The following is a 15,301-nucleotide window of genomic DNA, read 5'->3' on the forward strand; positions in this document are numbered from 1 at the left end:
GGTTGGCAAGGACGACTCAAGGGCGACGCCAGTCGTCACCGGGAATGATGCGCTTCATGAAGCCATCGAACATGGGCACCGTGAAGGCGGTGTCGCCGTGTGTCGGGCTCCAGACCATGCCCTTGGCGATCAAGGTGGCCCGGGTCGGGGCCAGGGACGACACCTTTTCGCCGATGCAGGCGGCGATGTCGCCCGATCGGTGGGGGCCCGCACCGAGCTCAGCCATCGCCCGCAAGTAGCGGCGCTCCTTAGGTGTGCAGCGCTCGAACCGAACCCGGAAGAAACTGTGATCCAACAAAGCGATGGCGCTGGCGCTGGCGGTCTCGACGTCCTTGAGGGAAATCGGGCTGGCCGCGGCCGCCAGCCATGATTCGCTGCCCCACGTCTGGAGGAAGTAAGGGTATCCCTCGCTCAGGCGAAGGATCTCCGCCAGGGCGTCTTCGGTGATGGATGCCTTTTCGTGGTGCAGCGGCTTTTCGATCGCTTGTCGCGCGGCCTCAGGCGGCAGTGGGCCGACCTCGGGAAACTCAAAAAGCCGCTCCGCGTACGACTTCGCGTTGCCCATTTGGCCACGCAGTTGCGGCAAACCCGCCCCCACGAGAACGACGGGCAGTTGCCGCTGGGAAACCCGGTGCAACGCTGTGATGAGTGCCGCCAGTTCCGGCTCCCTGACGTACTGCAGTTCATCGATGAACAGGGCCAAAGCCGTATCGCCCGCTTTTGCAGCGAGGCCGGCTTGCTCCATCAACGCCTGCAAGTCATGTTCAAGGTCGCCGTTGTCGGCCAGGCCGGCTTCTGGCTCGTAGTCAATCCCGACTTCAATGTCTTTGTAGGTGAGCTTGAGCTTCCCGGCAAACCCGGCGAGTGCCCGAAGTCCGCGGACGGCCAACGCCTTGGCGGCTTCAATTTGGCTCAGGCGCAGCAAGGCTTGACGCAACTGCGGCGCCAGCATGGCGGGCAGGGATCGGTCTTCAGGCGATTCGAGTCGGATCGTTTGGATGCCTTGTGCTTCGGCGTCGTTTCTCACCCGGTCCAACAGCACGGTTTTCCCGACACCCCGCAGTCCAATCAGGATGGCGCTCTTCGCTGGCCGGCCCAGCCGAGCTCTCTCCAGAGCGATGCGCAGGGATTCGCGCAACGGGTCGCGACCAGCCAACTCAGGCGGGGGTGATCCAGCGCCCGGTGCAAAGGGGTTCGCGACAGGGTTCATGGGTGAATTATAGTGAAGTTAATAAAGTTATATGTTTTTGATAACTTATAAAACTTCACTTGATTCTGGGTGACCTCGCCCGTTCACCACTGGCCGCTTTCCATGCGGATCGCGACCTCGCAGTCGTCAAAGATTTCCAGTTTGGCGATGCGCACGCGCACGCCGATCACGCCGGGCAGCTGCATCAGCCGGCGCGTGAGCTTGCCGATGAGGCTCTCCAGCAGGTTCACGTGTTCGGCTGTGCACTCGTCGATGATGATCTGCCGCACCTTGCGGTAGTCGAGCACGTGGGTGATGTCGTCGTCGTGCGGCAGCAGCGGCTGGGTGCCCTGGTTGAGCTCGGCGTCCACCTGGATCGGCTGCGGCGCGGCCTTCTCGTGGTCGAGGATGCCGAGGTTGGCGTTGAAGCGCAAGCCGGTGAGCGTGAGGATCTGCGTGCCGGCCACGGTGGGGATGTTCATGGCAACACCCCTTCCTTCATGCGGAACACCTCCACGCCCACCGCCTCGGTGTCGGGATAGACGTCGGGTTTGCAGGTCGACAGCCGCACCGCGACCACGCCCGGGTGAGCGAGCAGCCGCGCCACGAGGTCGTCAACCAGGGTTTCCTGCAAGCCGATGTGGCCCTGCGCGATCCGCTCGGCCACCGCGTGGCGCACGTAGTCGTAATCGACCACCTCGGCAATGTCGTCGTTCGCCGGCGTGGTCTGCGCCAACGGCACCCACAGCTCCACGTCGATCCACAGCCGCTGCGGCGCGGTCTTTTCGAAGTCGTGGATGCCGATCGGCACCAGCGCCTCGTGGCGGCGCAGGAACAGCTTGCGGCAGTGGCGCATCAGCGCGGTCGGGTCCCAGGTCATGACGGCTCTCCCGCGCCACCCGGCGCCTGATCCACGGCAAACATCACGTCTCGCCCGAGCGGCACGAGGTGTTGCCCGTTGTCGACGTTGAGCGTGGTGCCGGTGATGCCGGTCGATGACGCCAGCATCACACAGGCGCGCGCCACCTCGGCCGGGTCGATCGGCCGCTGCAGCAGGTTGACCCGGCTGGCCCGCGCGAAGTTGTCGGGGGCTTGCGGCCCGCTCAGAAACATCAGGCCGGGCGACACCGCGTTGACCCGCACCGCCGGGGCCAGCGCCTGCGCCTGCAGGCGCACGCTGCCGGCCAGCCCGAGTTTGCTCACCGTGTAGGAAAAATAGTCCGGGTTGAGGTTGTGCACTTTCTGGTCCAGGATGTGCACCACGCTCGCGTCGCCCGATCCGGCCGCACCCCCCGCGCGCTCGCGCTGCGCCGCCAGTTCGCGGCCCAGCAGCAGCGGCGCGATCAGGTTGACCGCGAGTTGCGCCTGCGCGAGCGCCGGCGTGAAGTCGCGCCCGGTGTCCGGCTCGAAGGTGGACGCGTTGTTCACCACGCAACGCAGCGGGCCGTCCTCGGCCTCGATCTGGGCCATCATGGCCTCGATCTGCGCCGGCTCGGCGAGGTCGGCCTGCGCCGTGCGGGCGTTGGCGCCGCCCGCACGCAGTTCACCGGCCAGCGCCGCGGCGGCCTCGCCGGAGCGCGAAAAATGGATCCACACGCGCCAGCCCGCCGCCGCGAAGGCGCGCGCAATCGCGGCGCCCAGGCGATGGGCACCGCCGGTGACGAGCACGCTGCCCGGCGCGGGTGACGAAGGGGACGGGGTGGGGGTCATGGACGACAATCGGCGGGTGGACACCGCCGCCTCAAAACAACCCGCCAGTGTAACGACGGCCCTGCTGGCGCGCCTGCGCCGGGCCATCGGCGAGGCCGGCGGCTGGCTGCCGTTTGACCGCGTGATGGCCATGGCGCTCTACGAGCCCGGCCTGGGCTACTACGCCCACGGCGCCCGCACCTTTGGCCACAGCCCGGCCGACGGCAGCGATTTCGTCACCGCGCCCGAGCTGACCCCGCTGTTTGGCCGCACGCTGGCCCGCCAGCTGGCGCAGGCGCTGCAGGCCACCGGCACCGACGAGGTCTGGGAGTTTGGCGCCGGCAGCGGCGCACTCGCGGCCACCCTGATCGACGCGTTGACCGAGGCCGGTGCGCCGCTGCGCCGCTACACCATCGTCGAGGTGTCCGGCACCTTGCGCGAACGACAGCGCGCCGCGCTGGGCGCGCGCGCCGACCGCGTGGTCTGGGCCGACCGGCTGCCCGACGCCATCGACGGCGTGATCGTGGGCAACGAGGTGCTGGATGCGATGCCGGTCGGTCTGCTGGTGCGTTCGGCCGGCGGCTGGCACGAGCGCGGCGTGGCCCTGGACGACGCCGGCCGGCTGGCCTGGGCCGACCGCCCCACCGACCGCCGGCCGCCGGTGGCGGTGCCCGGCGACCACGATTACCTCACCGAGGTCCACCCGCAGGCCGAGGCCTTCGTGCGCACGCTGGGCGCCACGCTGCGCCGCGGCGCCGCCTTGTTCATCGACTACGGCTTTCCGGAGGCCGAGTACTACCACCCGCAGCGCCACATGGGCACGCTGGTGGCCCACCGCGCCCACCGGGTGGACAGCGACGTGCTGGCCGACCTGGGCCAGAAGGACCTGACGGCCCACGTCAACTTCACCGGCATCGCGCTGGCCGCGCAGGACGCGGGCATGGACGTGCTCGGCTACACCAGCCAGGGGCGCTTCCTCCTCAACGCCGGCATCACCGAGCTGGCGCGCGACGCGGGCATACGCGACAACGCCCAGCTGCTGCGGCTGGTCAATGAGCACGAAATGGGTGAGCTGTTCAAGGTGATCGCGCTGGCCCCGGGTGGCGGGCCCGCCTGGACGCCGCTGGGCTTCCGCGCCGGCGACCGCACGCACCGACTCTGACGGAGAACCACCGTGCTGCGCTGGATGCTGGTGATCTTCCTGGCCCTGCTGCTGATCAGCTGGGCCACCCCGCTGCTGCAGCGCCTGGGCTTGGGCCGCCTGCCGGGCGATTTCCGCTTCCGCGCCTTCGGCCGCGAGTGGTTCCTGCCGGTCAGCAGCACCGTGCTGCTGAGCTTTGTCGCCAGCCTGATCGGCTACCTGGTCTGAGGCGCCAGGGCCCGGCGCCCGGCTCACTCGTCTTCGAGGTTCCAGCGGAAGCCACAGCGCTTGCAGCACACCGGCACCATCGCCTCGTGCCGCGCTGGCGGAGCCGCTTCATCCAGCGCAAGCAACCCATAGGACTTGCAGCGGGCGCAGTTGGCCTGGTTGGCCATCTCTTCCGCGTGCATCAGCAGGTAGAGGTAGCGCCGCATCGCCCACAGCGTGATCGCGCCGCAGACCAGCACGAACAAGGCGTCGAGCAGCTTCTCTTCCATCGTCCCGCCCTGGAACGCCTCGAAGCTGGCGATCATGGCCACCGCCGCCACCAGCGCCAGCGCCATGTGGGCATGGCTGGACAGCAACTCGCGCTCGTACCACTTGCGAAATCCCAGACGCCGGATGCCGTCGGGCAGGGAACGGTTGAGCGGGTTGCGGTTGGGCATGGCGACCTCCAAAGCGGCCACACATCGTGGCATGGCCGCGGCCGGTGCGCCAGTGGGACGGTCAAACGCCGGCGTTGTTCTCGGACAAGGCCGCGGCCACCGCCCGCTCGCGCGCGGCGCGCACGCGCTCGCCCACGGCCGGGCCGCGCAAGCCGTCGGCCGCGGCCTGCGCGGCGACCGGCGCCGTGGCCACGCCCAGCGCCGCGTCCAGCGCCCGGGCCAGCCGCGCCGCCACCGGGTACGGCCGTTCCTCGAATCCCAGGCGCCCGCGCGCATCGCACTCGCAGGCCAGCAGCAGCTCGGCAAACCGCGCCGGTTGGCGCAGGGCGTCGCAGCGTTCCAGCAGGCGCAGCGTGGCCGCCGGCGACAGCGCGGCGCTGCCGTGCACGTGGCCGTGTTCCCGCGCCACCACCTCCGCCAGCTCGCGGCACGCCACCGGCACCCGCAGCCGCTCCCCGACCGCGCGCAGCAGCGCCACGCTGCGCGCCTCGTGGCCGATGTGGCGCGGCAGCACCTCGCGCGGGGTGGTGCCCTTGCCCAGGTCGTGGCCGAGGCAGGCGTAACGCACGCTCAGCGGCGCCTGCAGCCGCGCGGCCATGTCCAGCACCATCATCAGATGCACGCCGGTGTCCACCTCGGGGTGGTGTTCCGGGCGCTGCGGCACGCCCCACAGGCGGTCCACCTCCGGCAGCAGGCGCGCCAGCGCGCCGCAGCCGCGCAGCACCGCAAACAGCCGGCTGGGCTGGCGTTCCATGAGGCCGCGAGAGAGCTCCTGCCACACCCGCTCGGGCACCAGGTGGTCCACCTCACCGTCGGCCACCATCGCCGCCATCAGCGCCTCGGTCTCCGGCGCCACGCGAAAGTCCGGCCAGCGGGCCGCGAAGCGCGCCAGCCGCAGAATGCGCACCGGGTCTTCGGCGAACGCCGGGGTCACGTGACGCAGCACCCGCGCGCGCAGGTCGGCCAGCCCGCCGTGCGGGTCGATGGGCTCGACCGACGTCGGGTCGTCGGCCGCCGCCGCCGGCACGGCCAGCGCGTTGATCGTCAGGTCGCGCCGCGCGAGGTCGTCCTGCAGCGTCACGCCCGGATCGGCGTGGAAGTGGAAGCCGTGGTAGCCCGGCGCGGTCTTGCGTTCGGTGCGCGCCAGCGCGTATTCCTCGCGGGTGTCGGGGTGCAGGAACACCGGGAAGTCGCGGCCCACCGGCTGAAAGCCCCGGGCCACGAGGGCGTCCGGCGTGGCCCCGACCACCACCCAGTCGCGGTCCGCCCGCGCCGGCGCCGCCACGCCGCGTTCGCGCGCCAGCCACGCGTCGCGCACCGCTCCGCCCACGAGGTACATCTCCATGGGCGGCAGTGTAGGGCGCGCGCGGCTGCCGCGCGGTGTGCGCCTCAGCCCGGACCGAGCCGGTAGGGCTCTTCGAAGTCCAGAAAATCGTGTTCGGCGAGCGCGGCATCGATCCACGCCCGCACACCCGGCAGCGCCGCCACCCGCTCGACATAGGCCGCGATGTCGGCCGGCAGGGGCAGGCCGTAGGTTCGCAGCCGCATGCACACCGGCGCGTAGTAGGCGTCGGCGATGCTGAACGCGCCAAACAGCAGGCTGCCTGGCGGCTGCGCAGCCAGGAGTTCACCCCACATGCCGCACAGCCGCGCCACATCGGCCCGCACCGCGGGCTGATCGCGCCAGACAAGGCGGCCGATGTCCGGCAGCGAGGCTTCGATGTTCATCGGGCAGGCGCTGCGCAGCGCGCCGAAGCCGCTGTGCATCTCGGCGCAGACGCTGCGGGCCCGGGCGCGCTGGCGCGCGTCGCGCGGCCACAGGGCCCGGTCGGGGAAGCGCTCGGCGACGTATTCCGCGATCGCCAGCGTGTCCCACACCGCAAAGCCGTCGTCCACCAGCACCGGCACCTTGCCGACCGGGGACACCGCCTGCAGCCGCCGCTTGAAGGCGGAGCCGGCGTCGAACGAGTCGAAGCGGACGAGGATCTCCTCAAAAGGGATGCCCGCTTGCGTGAGCATCACCCACGGCCGCATGGACCAGGAGGAGTAGTTCTTGTTGCCGATGTAGAGCTGCAGTGCCATGGGAATCTCCGTTGGGGTTCCCATCGTAGGCGGCAGCGCGGTGGCGGTTGATGCGCGTTCGACGCGCCACCGATGAAACGACGGAATGAGTACTTAAGCGTACTTTTCGAGAATGCGGGCCGAGCGCTCGACGTCGCGCATCGCCGAGCTGTCCACCGCGGTGCAGGCCACGGCGTCGACCACGAAGCAGGCCATCATGCGGTAGAAGGCTTTGTCCATGGCCTTGCGGGCGGCCGACATCTGCTGGGCCACGTCTTCACAGGGGCGATCGGTTTCGACCATGTCAATCAGGCCGCGCACCTGGCCTTCGATGCGCTTGAGGCGGTTGATGACGTCGCGCTGGTTTTCGGTGAGGTGCACGACAGCGGTGCGGCGGGGGGCGGCGGTTTTCGCGGTATTCATTTCCATGGTTAAACCTGTAAACGAAAGGTATTCATTTCCCGGGAGCCGCGAGTGTGCCAAAAAAATGCCCAACCGGGGAGGGTTGGGCACGCGGGCGGACCAGCGGTGGCTGGCGGCCGGATCAGCGTCGGGCCTGGCGCCGGAAATCGAGCAGACCGCTGCGGCCGTTGCGCCGGCCAAGGTAGGTGGGAGCGACGGCGTGCAGGCTGGCCGGCTCGACGCCCAGGGCCGCCAGGCCCGGCCATTGGCCGCTGGCCACGTTGTCCACCGACAGGGAGGCCAGGTTGTCGCGGCTCATCAGCGGCTCGCCCGGCGCCAGCTCCATCAGCACGGCCTGGGCATAGGCCAGCGGTCCCGGCAGCGGCAGCACGGGGCGGGCCCGGCTGCCGTGGTGACCCGCGAGCCGCACCAGCTCGGCGAGCGTGAACACCTCGGGGCCAGCGCATTCGAAGGTCTGGCCGATGGCGCTCATGGGCTGATCGCGGTCGACCAGCGCCGCCACCACCGCCGCGGCCACGTCTTCGACCCACACAGGCTGCAGCCGCGCGCCCGCGCCGGCCAGGGGCACGAGCGGGGCGATCGCCTGCAGGTCGGCGAACAGGTTGAGGAAGCGGTCGCCGGCGCCAAAGATGACGCTGGGCCGCAGGATGGTGAGGTCCAGCCCCGCGCCGCGCAGCACCGCCTCGCCGCGCGCCTTGCTGCGCTGGTAGCGCGACGGGCCGTCCTCGGCCGCGCCGAGCGCGCTGATGTGGACCACGCGGCGCACGCCGGTCGCCGCGCAGGCGGCGGCGAGGGTCTGGGGCAGCGCGACGTGCACCCGATCGAACGCGGCCTCATCGCCTTGCAGGATCGCCACGAGGTTGATCACCGCGTCGTGCCCGGGCAGCAGGCGCGCCAGGGCCGCCGGGTCGTGAACGTTGGCTTCCAGCACGGTGACCCGCGGCAGGTGTTGCACGGACGCGGCGTTGCTGGCGCGGCGGGTGGGCACGGTGACGCGCCAGCCTTCGCGGTGGAGTTTTTCGCAGACGTGGCGGCCGACGAAGCCGGTGCCGCCCAGCACGAGGATGTTGCGGGAAGTCATGGAGGCGTGGGGAGGGGTCGGAGGTCAGGGCAGGTCGCGATCGATCGAGGGCGCGCTGTCGGCGCGTGGGCCGACGGTGCCCAGCCGCTCGCGCAGCGATTGCGGGCGGCCGGTGATGAGCGCGGCGTACTGCGTGGTGTTGGCGAGCACGCGCTTGACGTAATCGCGGGTTTCTTCAAAGGGGATGGTTTCGGCCCAGATCTCGCCGGGCAGGGTGGCGCCCTGGCGCCACTGGCGGGCGCGGCTGGGCCCAGCGTTGTAGGCGGCGGCGGCCAGCGGCAGGGAGCCTTCGAAGTCGTCGAGTGCAAACTTGAGGTAGGCGGTGCCGATCTGGATGTTGGTGTCGCGCTCGGTGATCTGCTGCGGGCGGAAGTCGCTCAGCCCGATCTTGCGCGCCGTCCAGCGCGCGGTGGCGGGCATCACCTGCATCAGCCCGGCCGCGCCGACGCCGGAGCGCGCGTCGGCGATGAAGCGGCTTTCCTGCCGGATCAGGCCGTACACGTAGGCCGGATCGAGCCCGATGGCGCGGGTGCGCTCGAGCACCGCGTCGCGGTAGGGCAGCGGGAAACGCTGCGCCACGTCGATCTGCTGCCGCGTGCGCAGGCTGGTGTTGATGCAGCGGTCCCACAGCTGCTGCCGGCAGGCCAGGTCGGCGGCGGCCAGCAGTTCGCGTTCGCCGAGCCCGCCGGGGGTGTGCAGCGCGACGGTGTAGTTCCACTCGCGAACCCCTTCGGAGCGCAGGCCCAGCCGGATCGCGGCCAGCGCACGTTGCAGGCCAGGGTCGCGCTCGGCGGCGGCGATTTCCTCACGCGTGAGCGGTGCCGGGGCGGGCGGCGTGGTCACCGGCTGGCCCAGGGCTTCCAGCGCGAGTTGTTCGTAGAAGCCGTGCGGCGAGGCGATGGATTCGTACAGCGCGCGGGCTTGGGCGACCGCGGTCGCGGCGTCGGGCTGCTGCAGGCTGGCCACGGCGCGGGCGCGCCAGTACACCCAGGTCGGGTCGGCGGCCTGGGCCGGGCGCATGGCCGCGATGGTGTCGCGCACGGTGGCCCAGTCCTGCGCGCGCAGCGCCGCGCGCACCTTCCACGCGAGGTGGTCATCGCCCAGGTGGCGCGGGTCGGCGCGGGCGAACCACTCGCCCGCCTCGGGCATCAGGCGCTGGGCCGCGCGTTTGCCGATGGCGCCCCAGGCCCATGAGCGCTCCTCGGCGGTGAGCTGGGTGCGCCAGCGCAGGTGATCGAGCTCGGCAGCGGCGGCGGCCGGGTCGCTGGCGGCCAGGCGGATGATGGCCAGCGTGACCAGTTCCTTGGTGCGCGGGCGGATGGCAGTGACTTTCTCGTCGAGGTAGCGCGCGGGGTTGGCGGCGATGGTCTCGACCATCGGGGCCCAGTCGGGGTTGAGCAGGCCCACCGCCTGGGCGGCCACCGGGGTGCGGCCCGATTCGATGGCGAGGCGGGCGCGCAGCCAGGCCGTGGCGGGCTTGAGCGCGCCCTGCTCCAGCAGGCTGCGCGCCGCGGTGCTGCAACCGTCGTCGGCCTCGCGCTGCGCGAGCCAGTCGGCCGCCACGCGTTCGGCGGCGGCCTCGGGCGCCAGACGCCCGGCCGCGGTGTCGGCCAGGGCGGCGTAGCACCGCAGCGCGCGTTCATCGCCCATGCGGTAGCGCGGCCATTGGTCGGCGAACGTGGTCCAGTCGCGGGCCAGGCCGAGTTGCGCCAGCCAGTCGGCCCGCAGGCGGTCTTCCCAGTAGGTGCCGGCCAGGCGGTCGAGCGCGGCGCGTGTGTCGGTGGCCGGCGCGCTGGCGAGCCGGGCCCGGGCGTCCCAGTACACCGCCAGCGGCTCCAGCACGTGGCCGCGGGTCGCGGGCAGCAAGGCCTGCAGGCGCGGCAGGTCACCGCGGCGGGCGGCCTCGCGCATGTCCAGCAACGCGCGGTCGCCCGCGGTGGTCTGCGCCAGCGCCGCGGCGGGCAGCACGAGCGCCGCCATAATGGCCCGCAGGCCCCAGCGGCGCGCTGGTCGTCGATGCAACGGTGTCATGGTTCGATTATGGACAACAAGAACGACCCAAGTTCCCTGGATATGAACCCGAAAAAGGCGTGGCGGCAGGCCCTGATCGCCAAGCGCCAGGCGCTGGCCGACCGGGCGTGGCGCAACGATTTGCTGCAGCGCGTGATGCGCGTGTGGCTGATCGACCGGCCCGACACGGTGATCGGCGCCTACTGGCCCATCAAAGGCGAGTTCGATCCGCTGCCGGCGCTGTTCCGCTGGCAGGAAGCCGGCCGGGAAGAGGACGCGCAGAGCGCGGCCCGCCAGCGCCGCATCGGCCTGCCGGTGGTGAACAAGGTCGACAAGACGCTGACCTTCTACACCTGGTACCCCGGCTGCCCGATGGAGGAAGACGCCTACGGCATCCCCAAGCCCAAGGACACCGAGATCGTGCAGCCCACGCTGATCTTTGTGCCCTGCGTGGGTTACGGGCCGGGCGGTTACCGCCTGGGCTACGGTGGCGGTTTCTACGACCGCACGCTCGCCAGCCTGCAGCCACGGCCGTTCACCGTCGGGCTGGGCTACGAGTTCGGCTTTCTGCCGGACATGCAGCCGGAGCCGCACGACGTGCCGCTGGACGCCATCCTGTGCGACACCGGCGTGGCCTGGAGCGGGCGGTGAAGGCGCTGCGCCGCTGGGTCCTGGGGCTGGTGGTCGTGCTGGCCCTGGCGGCGCTGGCGATTCAGCTCGGTGGGCACGGCTACATCTGGACCGCCCTGCGCTACACCTACCTGCAGGGCCACAACACCGCCCACATCGACGACGCGCGCAACTTCGCCCAGGCCCCGGTCGCGGCCGGCGCGCCGCAGCCCTGGCCGGCCCATCCGCGCCTGGGGCAGACCGCCCTGTCGCCCGACACCCGCGCGTTCCTGGAGGAATACCGCTCCGCGGCTTTCCTGGTGATCCACGACGGGCGCCTGCTGCATGAAACCTACTGGGCGCCCTACGGTGCCGACAGCCGGACCAATTCCTTCTCGATGGCCAAGACGGTGGTGACGATGCTGCTGGCCGCCGCCGCGGCCGACGGGATCGTCGGCGGCCTGGACGAGCCGCTGGCGCGCTGGCTGCCCGAGTACGCCGCCGACCCGCGCGGGCAGAAGGCCACGCTGGCGCAGTTCGCCGCCATGACCTCTGGCCACGACTGGACCGAAAACTACTACCTGCCCCTGAACAAGACCACCGAGCTGTACTTCGGCGGCGACACCGCGGCCACCGTGCTGGGGCAGGGTTTTGAGGCCGAGCCGGGCAGCGCGTTTGAATACAGCAGCGCGTCCACGCAGGTGCTCACGCTGGCGCTGGCGCGCGCGCTGCAGGCCCGCGAGCCGGGGCTGACGGTGTCGCAGTACCTGTCCCGCCGGCTCTGGCAGCCGCTGGGCATGGAGGCCGACGCCAGCTGGAGTCTGGACCGCTCGCGCGAGCAGGGCGGGATCGAGATGGGTTATTGCTGCCTGCACAGCTCGGCGCGCAACTTCGCGCGGCTCGGCCAGCTGCTGCTCGACGGCGGGCGCTGGAACGGCCAGGCCCTGCTGCCGGCCGACGCGGTGGCCCGCATGACGCGGCCCAACGGCTTCGTCGACCACTACGGCATGGGCCTGTGGATGGACCCGAAGCACCGCACACCCTTCTATTTCCTGCAGGGTCACCTCGGGCAGTACGTGATCGTCGCGCCGACCGAGCGGCTGATCGTGGTGCGGCTGGGCCAGTACCGCAAGCCCCGGCCGCAGGACGCGCGCCCGGTGGTGCCCGACGAGGTGTACCGCTTCCTCGACGAAGCGCTGCGCCTGCGCGGCTGATGCGCGCCTTGCGCTCCTGCGGCGCGGTGCCACCGGCTCAGGGGTGTTCGGCGGTGGCGTGGGCTTCGGTGATGCGCTGCTCGCGGCGGATCAGGTAAAGGCCCACGCCGATCAGCAGCGCGGCGCCCGCCCAGGTGTGGGCCGCCGGCAGCGTCTGCCAGATGAGCCAGTCCAGCCCCACGCCCCAGGCCAGCGCGCTGTACTCAAACGGTGCCACGGCCGAGGCCTGTCCATGGCGGAAGGCCTCCGTGATCGCGACCTGCCCGCCGAAGCCGGTCAGGGCCAGCCCCAGCAGCAGCGCCGCGTGGTCCGGCCGCACCGCCACCCAGCCCGGCGCGGCCAGCGCGCCCGCGCCCACGGTGAGCAAGACCATCACCCACAGGATCAGGCTCTCCGGGCTGTCGGTGCGGCTGGCCAGCCGGCCGGTCACGGCCGACACCGCGTAGCACAGGGCCGCCCCCAGCACCGCCAGTCCACCCACGCTCACCAGCCCGCTGCCCAGCGCGCTTGGGTCGGGGCGCAGCGCGATCAACACGCCGACGAAGCCCACGCCGATGGCCACCCAGTGCGCGCGCGGCACGCGCTCGCCCAGCACGGGCACCGACAGCGCCGTGATCAGCAGCGGCGCGATGAAGAACAGCGTGTAGGCGGCCGACAGCGGCAGCTCGCTCACCCCGCGGGTGAACAGCGCCAGCATGGCCACGCTCAGCGCCCCGCGCAGCAGGTGCAGCGGCCAGCGCACCCGCCACACGCGTCCCCACGCGCCGCGCCACGCGAGGTAGATCAGCACGAGCGGCATGGCGGTGAGGCCGCGCAGGGCGGCGATCTGCAGCGCCGGGTAATGGGCCGACAGCGTTTTCAGGATCGCGTCCATCAGGGCGAAGAAACCCACCGCGATCAGCATCGCGACGATGCTGCGCAGGTTGCCGTGGGAGGACGCGGTGTTCATGGGGAGCCGGGAAAAAAGGGCGCCAGTCTGCCAGCGCGGCGGGCCGCGGGCGGGACCACCGGCGATCAGTCCAGCTGGTCCACCGTGTCGGGGTCGGGCACGTCGCCGATGGCGTCGCGCGTGATGGCCGCCTGGCGCAGCAGCCAGTCGCAGAAGGCGCGCACCTCCGGTCGCGCGGCGCTGCGGGGGGCGACCATCAGCCAGTACGCCAGCGGTGAGTCCAGCCGGTGGCGCGGCAGCGGCTCCACCAGGGCGCCGCTGGCCAGGCTCTCGGCCACCAGCGGCAGCCGCGCCAGCGCCACGCCCTGCCCGGTGAGCGCTGCCTGCACGATCTGGTGCGCGTAGTTGAAGTACAGCCAGCGCTGCGGCGCCAGGCGCGTGCGCGCGCGCGCGGGCCGTGCGCTGCGCGCCCCCGGGGCCGGCGCGTCGCCGGGCGCGAAGGTGTCGAACCAGCGTTGCCAGGTGAGCCATTCCAGGTGCCGCGTGCGGTGGGCGTCGCCGGCCTCGATGAGCGCGCAGCGCGCCAGGTCTTCCACGCGGGTGATCGGCGTGCCCTGCAGCAGCCAGGGGCTGGCCACCGGCGTGAGCTGCTCGCCGAACAGGCGTTGCGCGCCCGCGCCCACCGCACCCGGCACGGCATAGCGCAGCGCGAGGTCCACGTCGGCGGTGGCCAGGTCCACCGCCGCGTCGCTGGCGTCGATCCGGATGTCGATGTCGGGGTGTTCGCGCTGGAAATCCTCCATCCGGGGGATCAGCCACATCGAGGCGAACGACGCCCAGGTGGTGATGGCCACGCCGCGGCGGCCGATCGACTGGCGGATGTGTCGCACCGCGCCATCCACCCGGTCCAGCGCCACGCCGGTGGCCCTCAGCAGCTGCGTGCCGGCGGTGGTGAGTTCGACCGCCCGGGTGTGGCGCAGGAACAGCGCGGTGCCGACTTCGTCTTCCAGCGACTGGATCTGCCGGCTCACCGCGCTTTGCGTGAGCGACAGCTCCTCGGCCGCGGCGCGGAAGTTCAGGTGGCGGGCCACGGCCTCGAAGGCGCGCAGGTGGCCCATGCCGATGGGCCGGGTGCGGGGGTGGCGGGCGGGCAGGTTCATGGCGGCGGGTGCACGGAAGCATTGATGCGGGCAACGAATCAGTAGGCTAACCCGCTTTCATTGGACGGACCAGCCCCTGCAGGCGGAATATGGCCCCCCGGAGACGCCGTCTCCCGCACCGGAGATCAACATGTTCATCGATTCCGCATCCGCATCAACCAGCGCCCGCCAGGGCGCCGTGGTCGCGCCCGGCACGGCGCGCAGCCTGCGCCCGGCCTGCGCGGGTCGACTCACCGTGCTGGGTGGCCAGGCCTGGATCACCGGCACCGCCGCCGGCGACGTGTTCGTGGGCCCCGGCGAATGGCTGGCGGTGCCGGCGGGGGCCCACCTTGTGATCGAGCCGGCCTCGCGCGCCGCGCCGCGGGCCGTGCGCTTCGTCTGGACCGCCGCCACGCCCTGCGCCGACGCCTGGACCCGCCTGTGGCGGCGGCGCCCGGCCTGGCTGGGTACGGCGGCCCCGGCGCCCTGCGCCGGCTAAACCCAGCCCACGCCCTGCGCCGGCTGAACCCAGCCCACGCCCGCCGCGCGGGGCCCCTGCGGGCGGGCCCGCTGGCAGAATCGCCGAATGGCCCGCCCCAAGTCCGCCTCTCACGATCTCAAGCGCGACCAGATCCTCGACGTGGCGGCGCAATGCTTCGCGCGCCAGAGTTTTCCGGCCGCCAGCATGAACGACATCGCCGCCGCCTGCGGCACCAGCAAAGCCCGGCTCTATCACTACTACGAGAGCAAGGAAGCGATCCTGTTCGACCTGCTGGATCGCTACACGCAGCGGCTGCTGGCCCTGATCGGCGAGTCCGAGGCGCACGCCCAGCGCCACAACCTCAGCGAGCGCGCCGCGCTGCACGGGCTGGTGCGCAGTTTCCTGGCCGAATACGAAACCTCGGCCACCCGCCACGTGGCGCTGGTCTCCGACACCAAGTTCCTCGGCGAGGCACAGCGCGAGCTGATCCTCAACCGCCAGCGCGACGTGGTCTCCGCCTTCACCCGCTTTCTGCGCCGCGCCTACCCGGACCGCATCACGCCGGTCAACCAGACCGCGATCACGATGATGCTGTTCGGCATGATCAACTGGACCTTCACCTGGCTGCGCCCCGGCGGGCCGATGAGCTACGCCGGCTTCGCCGACGAGGTGATCCGGGTGCTGGAGGGTGGGCTGGCCGGCGGTTGACG

The 15,301-nt window shown here is 71.4% G+C and carries 18 protein-coding genes; 6 read left to right on the forward strand and 12 right to left on the reverse strand.

Features of this window, described 5'->3' with window-relative positions; translation table 11 throughout:
- Positions 1–16: 16 nt before the first annotated feature.
- From AC2D80_RS00855 to AC2D80_RS00870, 4 genes are all read right to left on the reverse strand, one after another.
- Entirely contained in the window at positions 17–1,210 is a 1,194-nt protein-coding gene (locus AC2D80_RS00855) for an AAA family ATPase (RefSeq protein WP_484631082.1), read from the reverse strand.
- Positions 1,211–1,293: 83 nt separating this feature from the next.
- Positions 1,294–1,671: a dihydroneopterin aldolase gene (locus tag AC2D80_RS00860; RefSeq protein WP_484631083.1), complete on the reverse strand. Its 378-nt coding sequence runs from the start codon at positions 1,669–1,671 to the stop codon at positions 1,294–1,296.
- Positions 1,668–2,069 carry a dihydroneopterin aldolase gene (locus AC2D80_RS00865; protein WP_484631084.1) on the reverse strand — a complete coding sequence of 134 codons (402 nt, stop codon included), beginning with the start codon at positions 2,067–2,069 and terminating at the stop codon, positions 1,668–1,670. Before AC2D80_RS00865 ends, AC2D80_RS00860 begins: the two co-directional genes overlap by 4 nt.
- Positions 2,066–2,899 (reverse strand): SDR family oxidoreductase, encoded by an 834-nt coding sequence (locus AC2D80_RS00870; protein ID WP_484631085.1) that lies wholly within the window; start codon positions 2,897–2,899, stop codon positions 2,066–2,068. Before AC2D80_RS00870 ends, AC2D80_RS00865 begins: the two co-directional genes overlap by 4 nt.
- Between AC2D80_RS00870 and AC2D80_RS00875 the strand changes: the two genes are divergently transcribed.
- Both AC2D80_RS00875 and AC2D80_RS00880 read left to right on the forward strand, forming a co-directional pair.
- Positions 2,898–4,040, forward strand: a complete 1,143-nt coding sequence (locus tag AC2D80_RS00875) for a class I SAM-dependent methyltransferase (protein WP_484631086.1) — start codon at positions 2,898–2,900, stop codon at positions 4,038–4,040. The genes AC2D80_RS00870 and AC2D80_RS00875 overlap by 2 nt on opposite strands.
- A gap of 12 nt (positions 4,041–4,052) precedes the next feature.
- Entirely contained in the window at positions 4,053–4,247 is a 195-nt protein-coding gene (locus AC2D80_RS00880) for a DUF2905 domain-containing protein (protein ID WP_484631087.1), read from the forward strand.
- Positions 4,248–4,270: 23 nt separating this feature from the next.
- Here the strand turns inward: AC2D80_RS00880 and AC2D80_RS00885 are convergent, their stop codons facing one another.
- The 6 genes from AC2D80_RS00885 to AC2D80_RS00910 all read right to left on the reverse strand — a co-directional run bounded on the left by AC2D80_RS00885 (position 4,271) and on the right by AC2D80_RS00910 (position 10,280).
- Positions 4,271–4,684: a hypothetical protein gene (locus AC2D80_RS00885; RefSeq protein WP_484631088.1), complete on the reverse strand. Its 414-nt coding sequence runs from the start codon at positions 4,682–4,684 to the stop codon at positions 4,271–4,273.
- A 61-nt stretch (positions 4,685–4,745) separates the two neighbouring features.
- Complete coding sequence (locus AC2D80_RS00890) at positions 4,746–6,029, reverse strand: multifunctional CCA addition/repair protein (RefSeq protein ID WP_484631089.1); 1,284 nt, start codon at positions 6,027–6,029, stop codon at positions 4,746–4,748.
- A gap of 44 nt (positions 6,030–6,073) precedes the next feature.
- Positions 6,074–6,766 carry a glutathione S-transferase family protein gene (locus tag AC2D80_RS00895; protein ID WP_484631090.1) on the reverse strand — a complete coding sequence of 231 codons (693 nt, stop codon included), beginning with the start codon at positions 6,764–6,766 and terminating at the stop codon, positions 6,074–6,076.
- Between the two features lie 93 nt (positions 6,767–6,859).
- Positions 6,860–7,174 (reverse strand): metal-sensitive transcriptional regulator, encoded by a 315-nt coding sequence (locus AC2D80_RS00900; protein ID WP_484631091.1) that lies wholly within the window; start codon positions 7,172–7,174, stop codon positions 6,860–6,862.
- A gap of 115 nt (positions 7,175–7,289) precedes the next feature.
- A complete protein-coding gene (locus AC2D80_RS00905; protein ID WP_484631092.1) occupies positions 7,290–8,249 on the reverse strand; it encodes a complex I NDUFA9 subunit family protein in 960 nt (319 codons plus the stop codon).
- A 24-nt stretch (positions 8,250–8,273) separates the two neighbouring features.
- Positions 8,274–10,280 carry a lytic transglycosylase domain-containing protein gene (locus tag AC2D80_RS00910; protein ID WP_484631093.1) on the reverse strand — a complete coding sequence of 669 codons (2,007 nt, stop codon included), beginning with the start codon at positions 10,278–10,280 and terminating at the stop codon, positions 8,274–8,276.
- A 42-nt stretch (positions 10,281–10,322) separates the two neighbouring features.
- Here AC2D80_RS00910 and AC2D80_RS00915 point away from each other — a divergent pair, with 42 nt between their 5' ends.
- Positions 10,323–10,910: a 5-formyltetrahydrofolate cyclo-ligase gene (locus AC2D80_RS00915; protein WP_484631094.1), complete on the forward strand. Its 588-nt coding sequence runs from the start codon at positions 10,323–10,325 to the stop codon at positions 10,908–10,910.
- Positions 10,877–12,082: a serine hydrolase domain-containing protein gene (locus tag AC2D80_RS00920; protein WP_484631095.1), complete on the forward strand. Its 1,206-nt coding sequence runs from the start codon at positions 10,877–10,879 to the stop codon at positions 12,080–12,082. Before AC2D80_RS00915 ends, AC2D80_RS00920 begins: the two co-directional genes overlap by 34 nt.
- Before the next feature lie 37 nt (positions 12,083–12,119).
- Here AC2D80_RS00920 and AC2D80_RS00925 read toward each other — a convergent pair whose 3' ends face one another.
- On the reverse strand, positions 12,120–13,031 hold the full coding sequence (locus AC2D80_RS00925) for a DMT family transporter (RefSeq protein WP_484631096.1): 912 nt from the start codon (positions 13,029–13,031) through the stop codon (positions 12,120–12,122).
- Positions 13,032–13,096: 65 nt separating this feature from the next.
- Positions 13,097–14,131 carry a LysR substrate-binding domain-containing protein gene (locus tag AC2D80_RS00930; RefSeq protein WP_484631097.1) on the reverse strand — a complete coding sequence of 345 codons (1,035 nt, stop codon included), beginning with the start codon at positions 14,129–14,131 and terminating at the stop codon, positions 13,097–13,099.
- 130 nt (positions 14,132–14,261) lie between these two features.
- Between AC2D80_RS00930 and AC2D80_RS00935 the strand changes: the two genes are divergently transcribed.
- Together AC2D80_RS00935 and AC2D80_RS00940 are read left to right on the forward strand one after the other, a co-directional pair.
- Positions 14,262–14,609, forward strand: coding sequence for a DUF2917 domain-containing protein (locus AC2D80_RS00935; protein WP_484631098.1), 348 nt, complete (start codon positions 14,262–14,264; stop codon positions 14,607–14,609).
- An 87-nt stretch (positions 14,610–14,696) separates the two neighbouring features.
- Positions 14,697–15,299 carry a TetR/AcrR family transcriptional regulator gene (locus AC2D80_RS00940; RefSeq protein WP_484631099.1) on the forward strand — a complete coding sequence of 201 codons (603 nt, stop codon included), beginning with the start codon at positions 14,697–14,699 and terminating at the stop codon, positions 15,297–15,299.
- Positions 15,300–15,301: the final 2 nt, after the last annotated feature.

The sequence above is a fragment of the Hydrogenophaga sp. T66 genome (genome assembly GCF_057219855.1).